The organism is Microbacterium sp. 18062, from assembly GCF_902706225.1.
Lineage (GTDB): Bacteria > Actinomycetota > Actinomycetes > Actinomycetales > Microbacteriaceae > Microbacterium.
Genome location: NZ_CACSKB010000004.1, coordinates 40,735 through 57,472 on the forward strand (window position 1 = coordinate 40,735; position 16,738 = coordinate 57,472).

At 69.2% G+C, this 16,738-nt stretch carries 10 protein-coding genes; 5 read left to right on the top strand and 5 right to left on the bottom strand.

Features of this window, described 5'->3' with window-relative positions:
* Positions 1-17: 17 nt before the first annotated feature.
* Positions 18-1,322: an ABC transporter substrate-binding protein gene (locus GVL03_RS02615; RefSeq protein ID WP_159499221.1), complete on the bottom strand. Its 1,305-nt coding sequence runs from the start codon at positions 1,320-1,322 to the stop codon at positions 18-20.
* Between the two features lie 278 nt (positions 1,323-1,600).
* On the opposite strand from GVL03_RS02615, the gene GVL03_RS02620 reads away from it, so the two are divergent.
* Complete coding sequence (locus tag GVL03_RS02620) at positions 1,601-2,650, top strand: LacI family DNA-binding transcriptional regulator (protein WP_159499225.1); 1,050 nt, start codon at positions 1,601-1,603, stop codon at positions 2,648-2,650.
* 144 nt (positions 2,651-2,794) lie between these two features.
* Here GVL03_RS02620 and GVL03_RS22225 read toward each other — a convergent pair whose 3' ends face one another.
* The 3 genes from GVL03_RS22225 to rplJ all read right to left on the bottom strand — a co-directional run bounded on the left by GVL03_RS22225 (position 2,795) and on the right by rplJ (position 10,746).
* Positions 2,795-9,592, bottom strand: a complete 6,798-nt coding sequence (locus GVL03_RS22225) for an ExeM/NucH family extracellular endonuclease (RefSeq protein ID WP_235037989.1) — start codon at positions 9,590-9,592, stop codon at positions 2,795-2,797.
* 231 nt (positions 9,593-9,823) lie between these two features.
* Positions 9,824-10,207, bottom strand: a complete 384-nt coding sequence (gene rplL, locus GVL03_RS02630; RefSeq protein ID WP_159499227.1) for a 50S ribosomal protein L7/L12 — start codon at positions 10,205-10,207, stop codon at positions 9,824-9,826.
* Between the two features lie 50 nt (positions 10,208-10,257).
* The gene (rplJ, locus tag GVL03_RS02635) at positions 10,258-10,746 is read right to left on the bottom strand and encodes a 50S ribosomal protein L10 (protein ID WP_159499229.1); all 489 of its coding nucleotides are present in this window, start codon (positions 10,744-10,746) and stop codon (positions 10,258-10,260) included.
* Positions 10,747-11,076: 330 nt separating this feature from the next.
* Here rplJ and GVL03_RS02640 point away from each other — a divergent pair, with 330 nt between their 5' ends.
* From GVL03_RS02640 to GVL03_RS02655, 4 genes are all read left to right on the top strand, one after another.
* On the top strand, positions 11,077-11,772 hold the full coding sequence (locus tag GVL03_RS02640; RefSeq protein ID WP_159499231.1) for a YqaJ viral recombinase family protein: 696 nt from the start codon (positions 11,077-11,079) through the stop codon (positions 11,770-11,772).
* Positions 11,773-12,013: 241 nt separating this feature from the next.
* Entirely contained in the window at positions 12,014-13,714 is a 1,701-nt protein-coding gene (locus tag GVL03_RS02645) for an MDR family MFS transporter (protein ID WP_235037990.1), read from the top strand.
* Positions 13,715-13,726: 12 nt separating this feature from the next.
* Positions 13,727-14,185 carry a MarR family winged helix-turn-helix transcriptional regulator gene (locus GVL03_RS02650; protein WP_159499349.1) on the top strand — a complete coding sequence of 153 codons (459 nt, stop codon included), beginning with the start codon at positions 13,727-13,729 and terminating at the stop codon, positions 14,183-14,185.
* Positions 14,186-14,815: 630 nt separating this feature from the next.
* The gene (locus GVL03_RS02655; protein ID WP_159499233.1) at positions 14,816-15,847 is read left to right on the top strand and encodes an NADP-dependent oxidoreductase; all 1,032 of its coding nucleotides are present in this window, start codon (positions 14,816-14,818) and stop codon (positions 15,845-15,847) included.
* Here the strand turns inward: GVL03_RS02655 and GVL03_RS02660 are convergent.
* Complete coding sequence (locus tag GVL03_RS02660; protein WP_159499235.1) at positions 15,834-16,733, bottom strand: LysR family transcriptional regulator ArgP; 900 nt, start codon at positions 16,731-16,733, stop codon at positions 15,834-15,836. The two genes, GVL03_RS02655 and GVL03_RS02660, sit on opposite strands and share 14 nt — an antisense overlap.
* Positions 16,734-16,738 lie beyond the last annotated feature (5 nt).

Sequence of the window (16,738 nt, forward strand, 5' to 3'; positions counted from 1 at the left end):
CTCGATCGTCATCGCCGCTAGCTCGAGGGCCAGGCGGACTGGATCTGGGTCAGCACCTCGTCGGTCGGGGTGCCGCCGATCCAGGAGACCATCCCCTTCCAGAAGGAGCCCGCACCCACGACGCTCGGCATGAGGTCCGAGGCGTCGAAGCGGAACGTGGTGTTCGGGTCCTGCAGGATCTCGATGGCCTGCGTCAGGATGCCGCTGGAGGCGTTGTCCGGGTCGAGACCCTTGTTGGCGGAGATGACGCCGCCGAGCTCGACACGGGTGTTCGCCCACTCGGGACTGGACAGGTAGGTGAGGAACTTCTGCACGGCCGGCTTGTCGCTGAACGCGCCGACGATCTCGCCGCCGCCGGTGACCTCGGTGCTGCCCGCCTCGACGCCCGGGGTGACGAAGGCCCACACGTCGCCGTCCTCGGCCACGGTGCCGCCCGCATCGGTGATGAAGCCGTCGAAGAAGGACGCCTGGTGGGTCAGCGCGCACGTGCCGTCCGCGATCGGGGCGGCCACGTCGCCGAAGGCCGTCGAGTTGATCGACTGGACGTCACCGAAGCCTGCGTTGACCAGGGTCGGGTCGAGCAGGATCTCGCCGACCGAGTCGAAGGCCGCCGCGATCTGGGGATCGGTGAACTCGACCTCGCCGGAGACCCACTCGTCGTAGACATCGGAGCCGGCCTCGCGAAGCACGAGGTCCTCGACCCAGTCCGTTCCCGGCCAGCCGGTCGCGTCTCCGGAGCCGAAGCCCGCGCACCACGGAGCGGCACCGGTCTTCTCCTGGATGGTGCGGGTGAGCGTGAGCAGCTCGTCCCAGGTCTCCGGCACCTCCACGCCCCACTCGGCGAACTTCGCCGGCTGATACCAGACGAAGCCCTTGACGCTGGCCATGAGAGGCGCGCCGTAGAGGGTGTCGTCCACCGTGCCGTACTTGGCCCAGTCCTCCGACCAGTACTCCTCCACGTTCGCCTGCACATCGGCGGGCGCCGCCTTCAGGTAGCCGCGCTTCGCGAGGTCGGCCAAGAGCCCCGGCTGCGGGAAGATCGCGACATCGGGCGGGTTCCCGCCCTGCGCGCGGATGCCGATCTGCGACTCGAACTCCTTGCTCGACTCGTACTTGACCGTGATGTCGTTCTCCTCGGCCCAATCGGCCCAGGACTGCTCGAGCAGTTCCGCCTCGGTGTCGGCGATCGTGCCGTACACCGTGACCGTGTTGTCGCCCGTGGACGTCCCGCCGCCGCCGCCGGCGCAGCCGGCGAGCGCGAGCCCGGCGACTCCCACCAGAGCGATCGGGGCGACCAGGCGGCGCCGCTGCGATCTGATCATGTGATTCCTCCTCTTTGAGTGCGCAGGTGCTTCATGCACTACGCATCAGGTCCACTCAGGAACCGATTCCAGGCCACCGTATGCCACATCCCTGGATCAGCACAACAGCGAGGGATCACAACTCGGTAAAGCTCCATGGGAGCGCTCCCCCGCTTTTGTCGCGGACATGGGAGCGCTCCCTCGGCGAAGGAGCCGCGTGGAACCGGTTCCATATTTCCTCGCTCCGTCGACTACGATGTGGAGGTTCCCTCCGCCCATCGAAGAGGAAGGGTCGCGACATGAGCGGGATCGCGGATGTGGCGCGCCTGGCAGGCGTGTCGAAGTCGACGGCGAGCCGGGCGCTCAGCGGCGCGGGGTACGTCTCCGCGTCGACCCGCGAGCGGGTGGTGTCCGCGGCCGCATCCCTCGGCTACGTGCCCTCGACGAACGCGCAGAGCCTGTCGACGGGGCGCACGCAGAGCATCGGCGTCGTCATGCCGTACATCAACCGCTGGTTCTTCGCCGAGGTGCTCGAGGGCATCCAGCAGGCGCTGCTCGCGCGCGGGCTCGACCTCATGCTCTACGACGCCAAACCGGGCAGCGACAGCCGACGACGCATCTTCGAGGACTTCCTGGCACGCAAACGCTTCGACGGACTGATCGCGGTGGGCCTCGAGCCTCAGCAGGACGAGCTCGAGAGCATGCTGTCGCTCGGCAGACCGGTGGTGAGCGTCATCGGCGATCAGGACCGCACGAGCGTCGTGACCCTCGACGACCGCCACACCGCCCACCGTGCGACCGAGCACCTGATCGCACTCGGCCACCGGCGCATCGCCTTCCTCGGCGCAGGGTCCAGCACCCGCTGGCCTCACGTCGAGTCGGCGCGTGTCTCCGGCTACGAGGAGACCATGACCGAGGCGGGTCTCGGCGCGTTCATCGCGCACGCGCCCTCCGTCCTGTCGATGCCGGCCGGATACGCCGCGGCCGTCGACCTGCTGAGCGACTCCGGCACGCGTCCGACGGGGATCGTCGCCGCGTGCGACGAGGTGGCGATCGGCGCGATCATCGCCGCGCGTCGCCTGGGCATCCAGGTGCCCTCGGCCCTCAGCGTCGTCGGGATCGACGACCACGAGCACGCCGAGATGTTCGCGCTGACGACGCTGCAGCAGAACCCGCGCGAGCAGGGAGTCACCGCGGTCGATCTGCTCCTGCGTCACATCGACGACCCGGATGCGGAGCCCGTCGCCGTGCGGCTGAAACCGCGCCTCGTCGTCCGCAACTCGACCGCCCCGGCCGATCCGGCGGCGGCGGCCGTCGTCGTCGACGGCGGCATCGCCCCGGTCGGCTGACGCGGAACGGGGCCTCGGCGATCAGCCGGGCCCCGTTCGCCCGTTCCGGTTCAGCTTCTCAGGGCCCCTGCGGGGCACTCCGTGGGGGCACGAAAGCCCGGTCGCTGAGCGAGCGCAGCGAGACGAAGCGTGAGGACTTTCGGGTCAGGCGCGGCGGCGGATGGCGACCATCCGGGCCGTGATGCCGAACCCCACCAGCAGTGCGCCGAGGAGCGCAGCTCCGGCGACACCGTCGTACTGTCCGCCCGTCGTGGCGAGCGCCCCGCTGCGGGCGGCGATCGTCACCTCCTGCCATCCGATGACGTTGCCGTCTGCGTCGAGGACGACGATACGGTGCGTGCCCGTCACGCCGTCCGGCAGGGTCACGGTGATGTTGCCCACCGCGTCGACGATGTGCCATCCGAGGAACACCGGGTCGGAGTGCAGCCACGCGCTGACCCACTGCCCGGCGTACGCCGTGCCGACGTGCACCACGAGCTGGCTGCCGGGCACGAGGTCGCCGGAGAGCACGCGGATGACGTTCTCGAGCGCCGCGGTCAGCTCTCCTTCCGCCGCGGGGGACGGAGCGGTCGTCGGCGGCGTCCACCCGGTGCCGGGCAGACCCGGCTCCCCCGGCTCCCCCGGCTCCCCCGGCTCGACGGCGCCGTCCGTCACCGTGAGCGGGACACGGATCTCGGAACCGCTCTCGGGAGCGGTCAGCACGAGCACGCTGTCTGCCGCAGCATCCTCAGGAACGGTCAGCTCGACCGTCACGGCGCCGTCCGTCACCGTGAACGGCGGGAACACCGTGTCCCCGATGCTCGCCTCCAGCGTCGTGATCTCCGGCGCGCCCAGCGAGGTCAGGTTCAGACCCGACACTCCGATCGTGAGCGTCTCGCCTTCGCCGATCGTCTCCGGGACACCGGTCGCCTCGACACCGCGAGTCGAGAAGTCCGGCGACAGCGGCGAGTTCGCCGTGATGTACGCGATCCACGCGTCACGGTCGACCAGACCCGAGTCACGGGTGTCGGTGCCTCCCGCGAGCGCGGTGAACGCGTCGCCACCGGTCAACAGGAAGTTGAACGACCCGATCCGGTACGAGCCCTCCGGATCGATCGGCTCGCCGTCGATCCAGATGCCCGTGATCCGCTCGCCCAGCGGCGCCGATGCATCGAAGGTGTACGACACGTTCGACGACAACCCCAGCTGCAGGTAGCTCTGGCCATCCGCACGCCACTGCTGCTCCAACGCCTCCGTGAACTGCGCCCCGGTCAGGGTCGTCGTCCACAGGTTGTTCAGGAACGGCAGCACACCGTTAGCCTCCGCGTACGTGATCACGCCGTCCGGCGCATGGAACAGCTCCGCGCGCAGACCGCCCGAGTTGACCACACCGATCTCCGCACCACCGCGCGCCTCGTCGGACAGGCTCTCGCGCAGCGCCTCGGCCACCAGGTTGCCCAACGCCGACTGCGCCGCCCGGTTGTCGCGCGTGCCGCCGGTGTAGACGCCGTCCACGTACGAGCCGCCGGAGAACGCGGTCGTGATGTCCGCCGTCACCGACCCGACCGGCTGGTCGCCGATCACGGCCGCCTCGGCGATGGCCGTGTCCACGATCGACTTCACCTCGGCCACCCGCGGGTACTCCGCGACCAGCTCATCGTCCGCCGCCGTCGTGCGTGCGACGTTCTCCGCCTCGTAGCCGAGCACCTTGCCCGTGATCGCATCGAGCTCCAGCGCGATCCGGCCGACGTTCGCCCCGTAGCTGCCGGTCTGCAGCACGGGCCGCGTCCCCTCGCCTCCCGGAATCGGCGCATCCCACTCGTACGTCGCGTGCGTGTGCCCCGTGAAGATCGCATCGACGCTCGCATCGGTCTCGGTCACGATCTTCGCGAACACATCGCTCGATGCGACCGCGGCCTCCAGCGATGCCGACGCCGGCGCGCCCTCGTGGTACTCCGCGATGATCACGTCCGCCTCGCCGTTGGACGGATCTCCGTCCGACAGCTGCGCCGCCACCCGGTTCACCGCATCCACAGGGTCGCCGAACTCCAGGCCCTCGACGCCCAACGGCGACACCACCGTCGGCGTGTCCTCGGTCACCGTGCCGATCACCGCGACCGTCAGCCCGTCGACCGTGAACGTCGCGTACTCGTCGAGCACCGGCTCCCCCGTCTCCGCGTCGTAGACGTTCGCACCGAGATAGGGGAAGTCGCTCGCCGGGGTCACCCGGTCGATCAGATCGTCGAAGCCCTGATCGAACTCGTGGTTGCCCACCGTCGACGCGGCCAGATCCAGCGCGTTCAGCACATCCAGCGTGGGAATGTCGCCCTGGCTCGACGAGGCGAACACCGACGCACCGATGTTGTCGCCCGCCGACAGGAACAGCGTGTTCTCCTCGCCGTACTCCGCCCGCAACTGCTCGATCGTCCCGGCGAACTTCACCGTGTTCGCATCTATCCGACCGTGGAAGTCGTTGATGTTCAGCAGGTTCAGCTCCACCGGCTCCGGCGCGGTGACGGTGAGCGGAACACGCACCTCGGTCCCGCTGTCGGTCGCCGTCAGCACCAGCACGCTGTCACCCACGGCCTCCGCCGGGACGGTCAGCTCTACCGTGGCTGCGCCGTCGACGACGGCGAACGGAGCGAACACCGTGCCTCCGATGGCCGCCTCCAGCGTGGAGTTCGCGGGGCTGCCGAGCGAGGTCAGGTTCAGCCCCGACACCTCGATCGACAGCGTCTGGCCCGCATCGATGGACTCCGGCACGCCCGTGACCTGGGCGCTGCGGCTCGCGAAGCTCGGCGACAGCCCGGGATTCTCCTGCAGGTACGCGATCCACGCGTCGCGGTCGATCAGACCCGAGTCGCGCGTGTCCGTCCCCTCGGCGAGGGTGCGGAAGTTGTCACCGCCCTCGAGCAGGAAGCTGAACGAGCCCACGCGATACTCGCCGGCCGGATCGATCGGCTCCCCGTCGACCCGGATCCCGGTGATGTGCTCGCCCTGCGCGGCCGATGCGTCGTAGGTGTACGACACGTTCTCCGACAGCCCCAGCTGCAGGTAGGGACGCGATGGCACGTTGCCGTCCGCATCGATCTGCCACTGCTCCTCGAGCACCGCCTTGAACTGTGTTCCCGTCAGGGTCGTGGTCCCCAGGTTGTTCACGAACGGCAGCACCGCGTTGGCCTCCGCGTACGTGATCACCCCGTCCTCGCCGTACAGCAGCTCCGCGCGCAGACCGCCGGGGTTCACCACCGCGATCTCGGCGCCACCGCGTGTCTGATCGGCGAGGCTCTCGACGATCGAGTCGGCCACCAGATTGCCCAGCGCCGACTGCGACGCGCGATCGTCGCGCGTGCCGCCGGTCCACACGCCGTCGACGTACGCCCCGCCCGCATGCGCCGTCGTGATGTCGGCGGTCACCGACCCGACCGGCACGCCACCGGTCACGGCCGCCTCGGCCAGCGCGGCGTCGACGATCGTCTTCACCTCGGCCACCCGCGGATACGCTGCGACGAGATCCGCATCCGCCGTCGTGGTGCGCTTGACGTTCTCGGCGGTGTAGGACTCGACGTCACCGGTCTCGGCATCGAGCGTGAGCACGACCTGGCCGAGGTTCTCGCCGTAGCTGCCCGTCTGGAGCACCGGACGCGTCGCATCCGATCCGGGCACCGGGCCGTTCCAGACGTATTCCTTGTGCGTGTGACCGGTGAAGATCACGTTCACCGCCGCCGAGGTCTCGGTCACCAGCTTCGCGAAGGCACCGCCGTACGCGATCTCCTCCTCCAACGTCGCACCATCCGACGTGCCCGCGGAAGCACCCTCGTGGTACTGGGCGATGATCACATCCGCCTCACCGTTCGACTCGTCGCCATCGGTCAGCACGGCCGCGACACGGTTCACCGCGTCCACCGGGTCCCCGAAGTCCAGATCCGCGATCCCTCCGGGCGAGACCAGGGTCGGAGTCTCCTCCGTGACCGCGCCGACGACGGCCACAGTGAGTCCCTCGACCTCGAACGTCGCGTACTCGGGCAGCACCGGGTCGGTCGTGCCCTTCGCATACACGTTCGCGCCCAGATACGTGAAGTCGGTCGCCTCGGCCACCCGGCCCACGAGGTCGTCGAAGCCCTGATCGAACTCGTGGTTGCCCACCGCGCTGGCATCGAGTCCCAGGGCGTTGAGCACGTCGAGCGTCGGGATGTCGCCCTGACTCGATGAGGCGAACAGGGAGGCCCCGATGTTGTCGCCGTTCGAGACGAACAGCGTGTTCTCCTCGCCATACTCCGCACGCAACTGCTCCACCGTGCCCGCGAACTTCACCGTGTTCGCATCGATCCGACCGTGGAAGTCGTTGATGTCCAGCAGGTTCAGCTCGACCGTCGGATCGAGGCCGATCCCGACCACGATCGGATCGTGGTCGCTCGAACGGTACGGCGACTCGTCGTAGAAGTTCGTCGCGTTGTAGTTGTAGCGGCTGTACTCCAGCGCGATCGACTCGGCCGCGTTGATGTTCCAGATGTCTACCCCGGTCACCAGCTCGTCGGCGGACGAGGAGGCGAGGATGTGGTCGAGCGAACCGCTCGCTCCATCGTACGAATAGGTGTACTTGCCGGTCTTGGCGCCCTGGTCGACGTATCCGGCGTCGTAGAAGACCTGCATCGGGTCTTCCTGCGTGTAGGCGTTGAAGTCGCCGAGCAGGAAGACGAGGTCGGTGTCGAGATCGGTCTTGAGCTCGTCGGCGAAGGCGACGAGAGCGGTCGCCTGTGCGACACGGGAGGCGTTCGACGCTCCCTGGCCGTCGCCCTGGTCGGCATCCACGCCGCTGCCCGAGCCCTTCGACTTGAAGTGGTTGACGATCGCGAGGAACGTCTCGTCGCCGTCGACCGGCGCGAACGCCTGGGCGAGCGGGTAGCGTGCGTTGCCGAACGCCGTGTCGTCGTCGATCACGCTGTCGCCGACCGGCTCGACGGCGCCCCTCTTGTAGATGAACGCGGTGCGGATGACGTCCTCGCCCGCCGGCACGGCCGACGGAGACGGCACATACGCCCACTGGTCGGAGCCGAGCGCGGCGTTGAGCGCGTCGACCAGCTCGGCGACCGCCTCATCCCGGTTCTTGCCTGCGATCGACGAGTTCTCGATCTCCTCGAGGGAGACGACCTCGGCATCCAGCGCGTTGATGGCTGCGACGATCTTCGCCTGCTGGCGGGCGAGGTTCTCCTCGTTCGCGGCACCGCGCACGGACGGTGAGGTGCAGGTGTTCACCGTGATCGGGTTGCCCGCGCGGTCGCCGTAGTAGGTGCATGAGGCACCCGCCTCGACCGCGTCGGCACCGGTGGTCGTGAAGTAGTTGAGCACGTTGAAGCTGGCGAGCTGGATGTCGCCGCCGACATCCGCCGGGGAGTCCGTGCGCGTGTTCTCGAACGTCGCCGGCTGCACGTCCGCGGCATTGTCGACGGTGAGCTGCTGGGTCGGCTGGAACGTCCACAAGCCGTTGCGGTAGTCGAGGACCACCGGGGCGGTGAAGGTCACCGCGGCGCCGACGCGCACCGGGTCCGTCGTCGACAGATACGGCAGCGGGATGCCCTTGTTGGCCGTCGAGTTGAAGTTGACCGACGCGCCGTCGTCGAGGGTGACCGCTCTGGCTGCGTTGTCCGCGACGGCGGCGGCGTACTCGGCGGTGCCGGGGCGTGCGATCTCGGTGGCCGTCACCAGCGGACTCGTGCCCGATGCGAGGCCGATGGATGCGTAGTAGTTGGTGTCGTACGTGTCGCTGACCGTGTAGTCGCCCTGCGGCGCGAGCAGCATCCCCTCGAGCGTCTCGCGCGCCTCGTCGGTCTCCGGCCACGTGACAGCTGCCGGCGCCACCGCGGCGGCGGCGTCGTCGTCGTCGTCGTCGGAGAGGATCGTGACCGTGCCCGTCCGGACGTCGACCTGGGTGAGTGTGTTGAACTCGCCGGCGACGCCGGTGATCTCGACATGGTCGCCGATCTGCACCTGCGCCGCGACGGCGGCACCGGCCGCGCCGGTGCCGCCCCAGACGAAGACCGCCTCGGAGGCGGTGTGGGCCGCGAGATCGAGCACTCCCCCGGTGCCGGGGGTCTGGATGTAGAAGCCGTTGTAGCCGCCCGCGGGGTACGCGGCGGTCACCACACCGCGGGCGGTGACCGTCTGGCCGAGCAGCGGGCTGGCGTCGCCCGTGCCCTGGATCTCGGCGATCGGGGTGATCGTCGGGTCGGCCGTCTCGGTCGGCTCAGGCGATGCCGTCTCCGTGGGCTCGGGAGAGGCCGTCTCGGTGGGCTCCGGCGAGGGCTCGCCGCCGGCGCCCGCGGACGCCTGGGGGGTGACGGTGGCGGACACCGTGAAGTCTGCGCCGTTGTCATCGGTGTCGACGAAGCCCGTGCGCACGAGCGAGTTCGGAACGCCGTTGCCCTGGCCGTCGGGGCCCACCGTGGTCTCGAAGGTGTTCGACGTGCCGTAGCCGAGCAGATCGACGACGCCGTCCGCGTCCACGATCGAGCCGACCGGCAGCGTGAGCGCGGTGGAGGTCTCGGCGAGCCAGACGGTGCCGTGCTGACCACCCGGGTTGAACGACGTGGCGAGGTCCGGCGTCGGAAGCGCCTCCCCGTTCGAGGCGTTGTTCGTCGCCCCTGCGACGAGGAAGTGGTCACCCGCCTCGATCGTCCCCGACAGTGCGACCACGCTCGTCGCGGCGGCGGTCCCGGGCGCGTTGCGGTACTGCAGCGACCATCCGTCGAGGCTCTGTGCGGTGTCGCCGGCGTTGTACAGCTCGATGAACTTGTTCGCGTAGGGTGCGCCCGCACTGCCGCCCTTGAGATAGGCCTCGTTGATGATGACGTCGGCGCCTTCGGCCGCCATCGCGGGGAGCGGAACGAGCGCTCCTGCGGCCAAGGCCATCCCGATGCCTACGGAGATGAGGGTGGGGCGGCGCCGTCCCTGAGAAACGAACATGAGTCTCCTGATGATTCCATCAACACGAATGCTCCGAGGCTAGGAGTGAAAGTTCGCTCCTCTCTTGCCTGCAGATGACGGTCGTGTAAACAGACCGGGACACGCTCGTCGCGACCTCACCCTCGACACTGCATGTCGCCCGTCGTCGGATGCAGTTTCACATCACCGGCCCGGGGACGCACGAAGACCCCGGATGCCGAGGCATCCGGGGTCTTCGTGAAGGGAAGGGGCTTACTTGAGGGTGACGGTGGCGCCGGCCTCTTCGAGAGCGGCCTTGGCCTTCTCGGCGGCCTCCTTGTTCGCGCCCTCGAGGACGGCCTTGGGGGCACCGTCGACGACGGCCTTGGCCTCGCCGAGGCCCAGCGAGGTGAGCTCGCGGACCGTCTTGATGACCTGGATCTTCTTGTCGCCGGCAGCCTCGAGGATGACGTCGAACGAGTCCTTCTCCTCCTCTGCAGCGGCCTCGCCGCCCGCACCGGCGGCACCGGCGACGGCGACGGGAGCGGCAGCGGTGACGTCGAACTTCTCCTCGAACGCCTTGACGAACTCGCTGAGCTCGACGAGGGTGAGCCCTGCGAACTGCTCGAGCAGCTCCTCAGTGGTGAGCTTAGCCATGATGTATCTCCTAGTTTGATGGGGTTTGTGAGAACGAGAACGCCGGTCGCTTACGCGGCTTCAGCGGTCTCCAGCTTTTCGCGAAGCGCGTCGATGGTCGCGGCAGCCTTGCCCATCGTCGCCTTCATCATGCCCGCAGCCTTCGCCAGCAGAACCTCACGGCTCTCGAGCGAGGCGTACTTGTCGACCTCGTCGGCGGTGAGGGAGTTGCCCTCGAACACGCCGCCCTTGATCACGAGAAGCGGGTTGGCCTTGGCGAAGTCACGCAGAGCTTTTGCAGTGGCGACGAAGTCACCGTGCACGAAAGCGACGGCGGACGGCCCCTTGAGGTCGTCGTCCAGCGCAGTGATCCCCGCGTTGTTCGCGGCGATCTTGGTCAGCGTGTTCTTCACCACGGCGTACTCGGCGTCCTGACGGATGCTGTTGCGCAGCTCCTTGAGCTGGGCGACCGTCAGACCGCGGTACTCGGTCAGCAGGACGGCGTTCGAGCTCTCGAATGACTTCGTGAGCTCGGAGACCGTTGCATCCTTCTGCGCCATGGTCACTCCTTGGTGGGTACGAGGCGCCCCACGGTGGTGAGGCGCCGGCCTCGGACCCGCCCGGCAAAAACAGAAGAGCTCCGGCGCAAGCGCACGGAGCTCGATTCGAGGAGAATCTTTCGTGACACCTGCGCGGGCCCCTGCATTCGCAGTGCTTCGGTCATCATGCACTCGCGTGCACGACGATGACCAGCGGTCTTCGGCTTCCTCCATGATGCCACACCCGTCCCCCCGCTCCAAACTCCCGCTTCCTTCTTGCCCGGATGCGGAGCCCACGCGACACGCGCACGCCAGGCGGGGAGCGTCCGCGACGGCGCGTACGCTCGAGGGGTGACCCCCGAGCTCGCCGCCCGCATCGTCGCGGACTCCCGCGACCGGGTCGCGTGGATCCGGGCACGCTCGCGCGGCATCACGGCGACGGATGTGGCCGCGCTCACGAGCGAGCGAGCGATCGCGAAGGCCGCCGACCAGAAGCTCGGCGGCTCGCGCTTCTCGGGCAACGCCTACACCGACCACGGCCGTCGTCGCGAACCCGAGATCGCCGCATGGGTCGCCGCGACGCACGGCATCCGACCCTCGAGCGCCCTGTTCCACGCCGTCGTCGAGAAGCGCCATCTCGCCACCCCCGACGGCATCGCGGTCGACGCCGATGGCCGGGTCACCCTCGCCGAGATCAAGACCACCAACAAGGCGTGGCGATCGATCCCGCGCGGCTACCTGCGGCAGATCTGGTGGCAGCAGCACGTGATCGGCGCGGAGCGCACCCTCGTCGCCTGGGAGCAGCACGACGGCTTCGTGCCTATCGACGACGAGCCCCGCTGCGCCTGGATCGACCGCGACGACGCCGAGATCGCGAAGCTCGTGCGGCTCGCGACCGCCCTGATCGACGAGCTCCACTTCCGCACGACCGGCGGCCGGCGGCATCCGGGCACGATCCCCGGGCCTCCGGCAGCGGATGCGGCATCCCCCGTCTCCGCGCGCACCTCCGCGCGCTCCGGGTACCGCGCACTCGCACTCGCCGACTGAACCGTCACCCGAACCCCGCGGGCCCGGTGGGGCAGGCCGACACGCACGGGGTCGCGCAGGCGTCCCCCTGGACGGCCGGGCACGGCCGGTCGGCATGCCGGAGAACACACCTCGCGGAACGGGAATAGTTGACGCGACTCAACCATTGCTCATATAGTTGACTTGGTTCAACCGTTGATCTAGATCAACTTTCGCGCCATCGTCGCCGCGCCTCTCCCTCACCCCACGCGAAGGATCTTCCATGACCGCGCCCGCCGCGCCCGCCGAACAGGCAGCATCCGCTCAGATGAGCCGGCGCCGAGTGCTCGAGGCCCTGTCCGGCCTGCTGCTCGGCATGTTCGTCTCCATGCTCGCCTCGACCGTCGTCTCGACGTCGCTCCCGGTGATCATCCACGACCTCGAAGGCGACCAGAGCTCGTTCACCTGGGTCGTCACCGCGACGCTGCTGACCACGGCGATCTCCACCCCGATCTGGGGCAAGCTCGCCGATCTGTTCAACCGCAAGCTCCTCTTCCAGATCGCCATCGCGATCTTCGTGCTCGCCACCGCAGCCGCCGGGTTCTCGCAGGACCCGTCGATGCTGATCGCCTTCCGCGCGGTGCAGGGCCTCGGCGCCGGCGGCCTCGCCGCGCTCAGCCAGGTCATCATGGCCGACATCATCAGCCCCCGCGAACGCGGTCGCTACATGGGCCTGTTCGGTGCGGTCATGGCCGTCGCCACCGTCGGCGGACCGCTCCTGGGCGGCGTGATCACCGACGCACTCGGATGGCGCTGGAACTTCTTCGTCGCACTCCCCTTCGCCATCGCCGCGCTCATCATCGTGCAGCGCACCCTCCACCTGTCGGTCCGCGCGAAGCGCAAGGTGTCGATCGACTACCTGGGCATCGTGCTCCTGTCGGTCGCGGTCTCGCTCCTGCTCATCTGGGTCACCCTGGCCGGCGACTCGTTCGAGTGGATGAGCGTCGAGACCCTGCTCATGGTCGGCGGTGCGCTCGTCGCCACGGTTCTGTTCATCGTCGTGGAGTTCCGCTCGAAGGAGCCCCTCGTCCCGCTGACGCTCTTCCGCAACCGCACCTTCACCCTCGCCGTGATCGCCTCGATCGCCACCGGCATCGCGATGTTCGGCGCGTCGGTCTACCTCAGCCAGTACATGCAGCTCGCCCGGGGCGCGACGCCGACCGAAGCGGGGCTCATGACGATCCCGATGATCGGCGGCCTGCTGGTCGCATCGATGGGCGTGGGAGCGCTCATCACCCGGTTCGGTCGCTGGAAGCCGTACCTGCTGGTCGGCGGCGTCTTCCTCATCGCCGGCTCGTTCCTGCTCTCGACGATCCACTACGACACGAACTTCGCGCTCGTCTCGCTCTACATGTTCCTGCTCGGCGCGGGCGTCGGCATGACCATGCAGAACCTCGTGCTCGTGGTGCAGAACACCTCGAAGCCGACCGAGATCGGCGTCGCCAGCTCGGGCGTCACCTTCTTCCGCAGCCTCGGCGGCACCATCGGCGTCTCGATCATGGGCGCCGCCCTGTCGAGCCGTGTGACCGAGCTGGTGGCCGACCGCAAGGACGACATCGCCGCGGCCCTGGCCACACTCGGCGACCAGGCGCAGACATGGGCCGCTCAGCTGCAGACCGGCACCCTTCCCCAGGTCTCGGCCATGCCCGAGGCGCTCCGGGTCGTGTTCGAGGACATCTACGCGAACGGCATCTCGCACTCGTTCCTGATCGCCGTGCCATTCGCCGTCCTGAGCCTCATCGCCATCGTGTTCCTGCCCAACAAGCCGCTGACCACGATGACCACCAGCGAGCGCATCGCCGCCAGCGAGGCCGATCTCGCGACGGTGTCCGTGCCCGAGGCAATGGAGACGTTGACCGCGACCGGTGCGGTACGCACGGCGGCGCCGGATGCGGCGGACGATGCCTCCGACGCACGCCGATAGGGTGAGACGGTGATGGCGGACCGGTCGACACGAGAGGCGCGCACCGCTGCGGTGCGCGCCCTCGAGTCGGAGTTCGGCGAGCTCATCAACCACTTCCGACGCATCATCACCGACAACGCCAACCGGGTGAGTCCGGGCATGCTCCCCGGGGCATACAAGGTGTTCACCACGATCGTGCGCCACGAATCGGTCACCCAGTCGGCGCTCGCCGACGCGCTCCTCCTGGACAAGGGGCAGCTCAGCCGGACGGTGCGCGAGCTCGAGCAGCTCGGCCTCGTCGAGCGGTCCCCCGATCCCTCGGACGGCCGGTCGAGCCTGCTGTCGCCGACCGCGTTCGGCGTGGAGCGTCTCGCCATCGCCCGTGAACCGCAGGAGGACGCCCTGCTCGGCGCTCTCGCCGACTGGCCGGTCGACGACATCGAGAACCTCAGCCGTCTCCTGCACGCGCTCACCGCCGGCGTCACTCCCTGAACAGGCGCATTGCCTGGACTTTCCCCACCCCACGGAGTGCCCCGCAGGGGCGCGGAGAAGCTGAAGCGAGAGTCTCCCGACGACGGTCGTCCCGGATCCGTGTCTCGCTTGTGCAGGTCGGTCGGGGTTTCCGGCTGCACAAGTGAGACACGGGATCGAGGGTGTGGGTGGTTCCGGGGGTCGGTGTCTCACTTGTGCAGGGCTTCGGCGTGATCCGGATGCTTGAGCGAGACACGCGACGGATGCGGCTGACCCGAAAATCCTCACGCTTCGTCTCGCTGCGCTCGCTCAGCGACCGGACTTTCGTGCCCCTACGGAGCGCCCCGCAGGGGCGGGGAGAAGCTGACCCGAAAGTCTCCGCTCCCGGTCCCTGAGCGAGGAGCGACGCACCGAGACGAAGGGCAGCGGCCGAGCTTCCGCACCCACGGAGTGCCCCGCCAGCGACGCGGAGAAGCTTGGGCGCCGCGCCGCGCCGATCGAGCCGGACCCGAGGCGGCACGCCGCCGCGGCAGGCACGTCGTTTCCACCGTTAGCGCCGACGTAACACGATCGAGACAATCTCGGGCTTGACTGGGGATCGTTCCAACGGCACGCGTTGCCGACGTCGCCACGCACGGGAAGGAGCGACCGATGAGATTCCGGCCGCTGCGACCGAACGCCACCTCGGCCCCCGAGGCCGCCGACACACCCGCACCGCCGGAGCTGATGCGCGCGGCGGTGATCGATGCCGTCGGCGACGCCGACGCCCTGCACATCGCCGAGATCCCGGCGCCGCGGCCCGTCGTCAGCGAGTTGCTCGTCCGCGTCGTCGCCGCGGGCGTCAACCCGATCGACGCGAAGACCCGCGCGGGCAGGGGCGTCGCTGCGGCGATCCCCGCCTTCCCGTCGACGCTCGGATTCGACTTCAGCGGCGTCGTCGTCTCCTCGCCGTACGAGGCGCATCCGCTGCCCCCGGGCACGGAGGTGTACGGGATGGTCCCCTTCCCCCGCACGGGCGGGTCGTACGCAGAGTACGTGGTCGTCCCGTCGCAGTCCGTCGCGCGGAAGCCCTCGAGTCTCTCGCACGTGGAGGCGGCGGGCGTGCCGCTCGCCGCGCTCACCGCGTGGGGGCTCGTCGTCGAGACCGCGCACGCCCATGAGGGACAACGGATGCTGATCCACGCCGGAAGCGGTGGCGTCGGGCATTTCGCCGTGCAGCTGGCGGCATACTTCGGCGCCCACGTCACGGTGACCGCCTCCGACCGGAACGCCGACTGGCTTCACGAGCTCGGCGCGGCCGTCGTGCTCGACTACGCGACGACCCGCTTCGAGGAGCACGTGCGCGACGCCGACGTGGTCATCGACCTCGTCGGGAACACGGCGGACGACATCGGCACCCGGTCGCTGCAGGTGCTGCGGCCCGGCGGCCTCTACATCATGGTCCCCACCGGAGGCTTTCCCGGCTACGCCGAGGCCGCGGAGGCGGCCGGCGTCCGCGCGACGAGCTACAAGGTCGTCCCCGACGGCGACGTGCTGGCGACGCTCGGCAGGCTGCTCGACTCGAGCGCCGTGCAGGTCTACGTCGACACCGTCTACGACCTCGACGACGCCTCCGCCGCCCACACCGCCCTGGAACACGGGCACACCCGAGGCAAGACGGTGCTGCGGATCACCGACGGCTGAGCGGCGCGCGCAGCACCCGTCCCGCCTCACGGGCGACCGCGTCCACCGTCGCGGCGAGCAGTGGCGACTCGATGTTCCACTGCTGCCAGTACAGGGGCACGTCGATCGCGGCGCCGCCCAGCCGCTCGAGCCGCCCGCTCCCGGACGCGGCCGCCGACTGCACCTCCGGCAGCATCCCCCATCCGAGTCCGGCCTCCACGGCGAGGGCGAAGTCGTGCGACCCCGGCACGTAGTGACGCGGCGGCCGCGCCGGATCGACCCCTCTCCCCCGCAGCCACCTCGACTGCAGGTCGTCGCGGCGGTCGAAGTCCACGACGGGGACGGATGCCGCGTCCACCCGCATCCGCTCGGCCAGATCCGGCGTCGCCACCGCCTGATAGCGCATGGTGCCGAGCGGAGTCACCCGGCATCCGGCGACGGGCTCGGACCGGGATGTCACCGCGGCCACGACCTCGCCCGATTCGAGCAGGTCGGCGGTGAAATCCTGGTCGTCGCGGTGCAGGTCGAACGCCGCACCGTGCGTGCGCGCGACCTCGGCGAGCGGCCGGAGGAACCAGGTCGCCATGGAGTCCGCGTTCACTGCGAGGGGAAGGCTCACCGTGCGACCGTCATGCCCCCCTCCCCCCTCGGCGCCGAGCTCGACGAGCGCGTCGTGTTCCAGCAGCGTGTACTGACGGGCCAGACGCACGACGCGGGCTCCGGCCTCGGTGGTGCGCGCCGGCTTGGAGCGGACGAGCAGCACCCGTCCGAGGCGGTCCTCGAGGGTCCGGATGCGCTGGCTGACCGCCGAGGGTGTGATGTGCAGCCGGCGGGCGGCGGCGTCCATCGTCCCGGTGTCGACGACGGCCGCGAGCGTCTCGGCCAGTTCGATGGGAAGTCCGTTCATGAGCT

What these genes read in the sequence shown, in the direction of transcription:
- GVL03_RS02660 (WP_159499235.1), bottom strand. Translation starts at nt 16,733, where the DNA reads ATGAACGGACTTCCCATCGAACTGGCCGAGACGCTCGCGGCCGTCGTC.
- GVL03_RS02620 (WP_159499225.1), top strand. Translation starts at nt 1,601, where the DNA reads ATGAGCGGGATCGCGGATGTGGCGCGCCTGGCAGGCGTGTCGAAGTCG.
- GVL03_RS22225 (WP_235037989.1), bottom strand. Translation starts at nt 9,592, where the DNA reads ATGTTCGTTTCTCAGGGACGGCGCCGCCCCACCCTCATCTCCGTAGGC.
- GVL03_RS02645 (WP_235037990.1), top strand. Translation starts at nt 12,014, where the DNA reads ATGACCGCGCCCGCCGCGCCCGCCGAACAGGCAGCATCCGCTCAGATG.
- rplL (WP_159499227.1), bottom strand. Translation starts at nt 10,207, where the DNA reads ATGGCTAAGCTCACCACTGAGGAGCTGCTCGAGCAGTTCGCAGGGCTC.
- GVL03_RS02655 (WP_159499233.1), top strand. Translation starts at nt 14,816, where the DNA reads ATGAGATTCCGGCCGCTGCGACCGAACGCCACCTCGGCCCCCGAGGCC.
- rplJ (WP_159499229.1), bottom strand. Translation starts at nt 10,746, where the DNA reads ATGGCGCAGAAGGATGCAACGGTCTCCGAGCTCACGAAGTCATTCGAG.
- GVL03_RS02615 (WP_159499221.1), bottom strand. Translation starts at nt 1,322, where the DNA reads ATGATCAGATCGCAGCGGCGCCGCCTGGTCGCCCCGATCGCTCTGGTG.
- GVL03_RS02650 (WP_159499349.1), top strand. Translation starts at nt 13,727, where the DNA reads ATGGCGGACCGGTCGACACGAGAGGCGCGCACCGCTGCGGTGCGCGCC.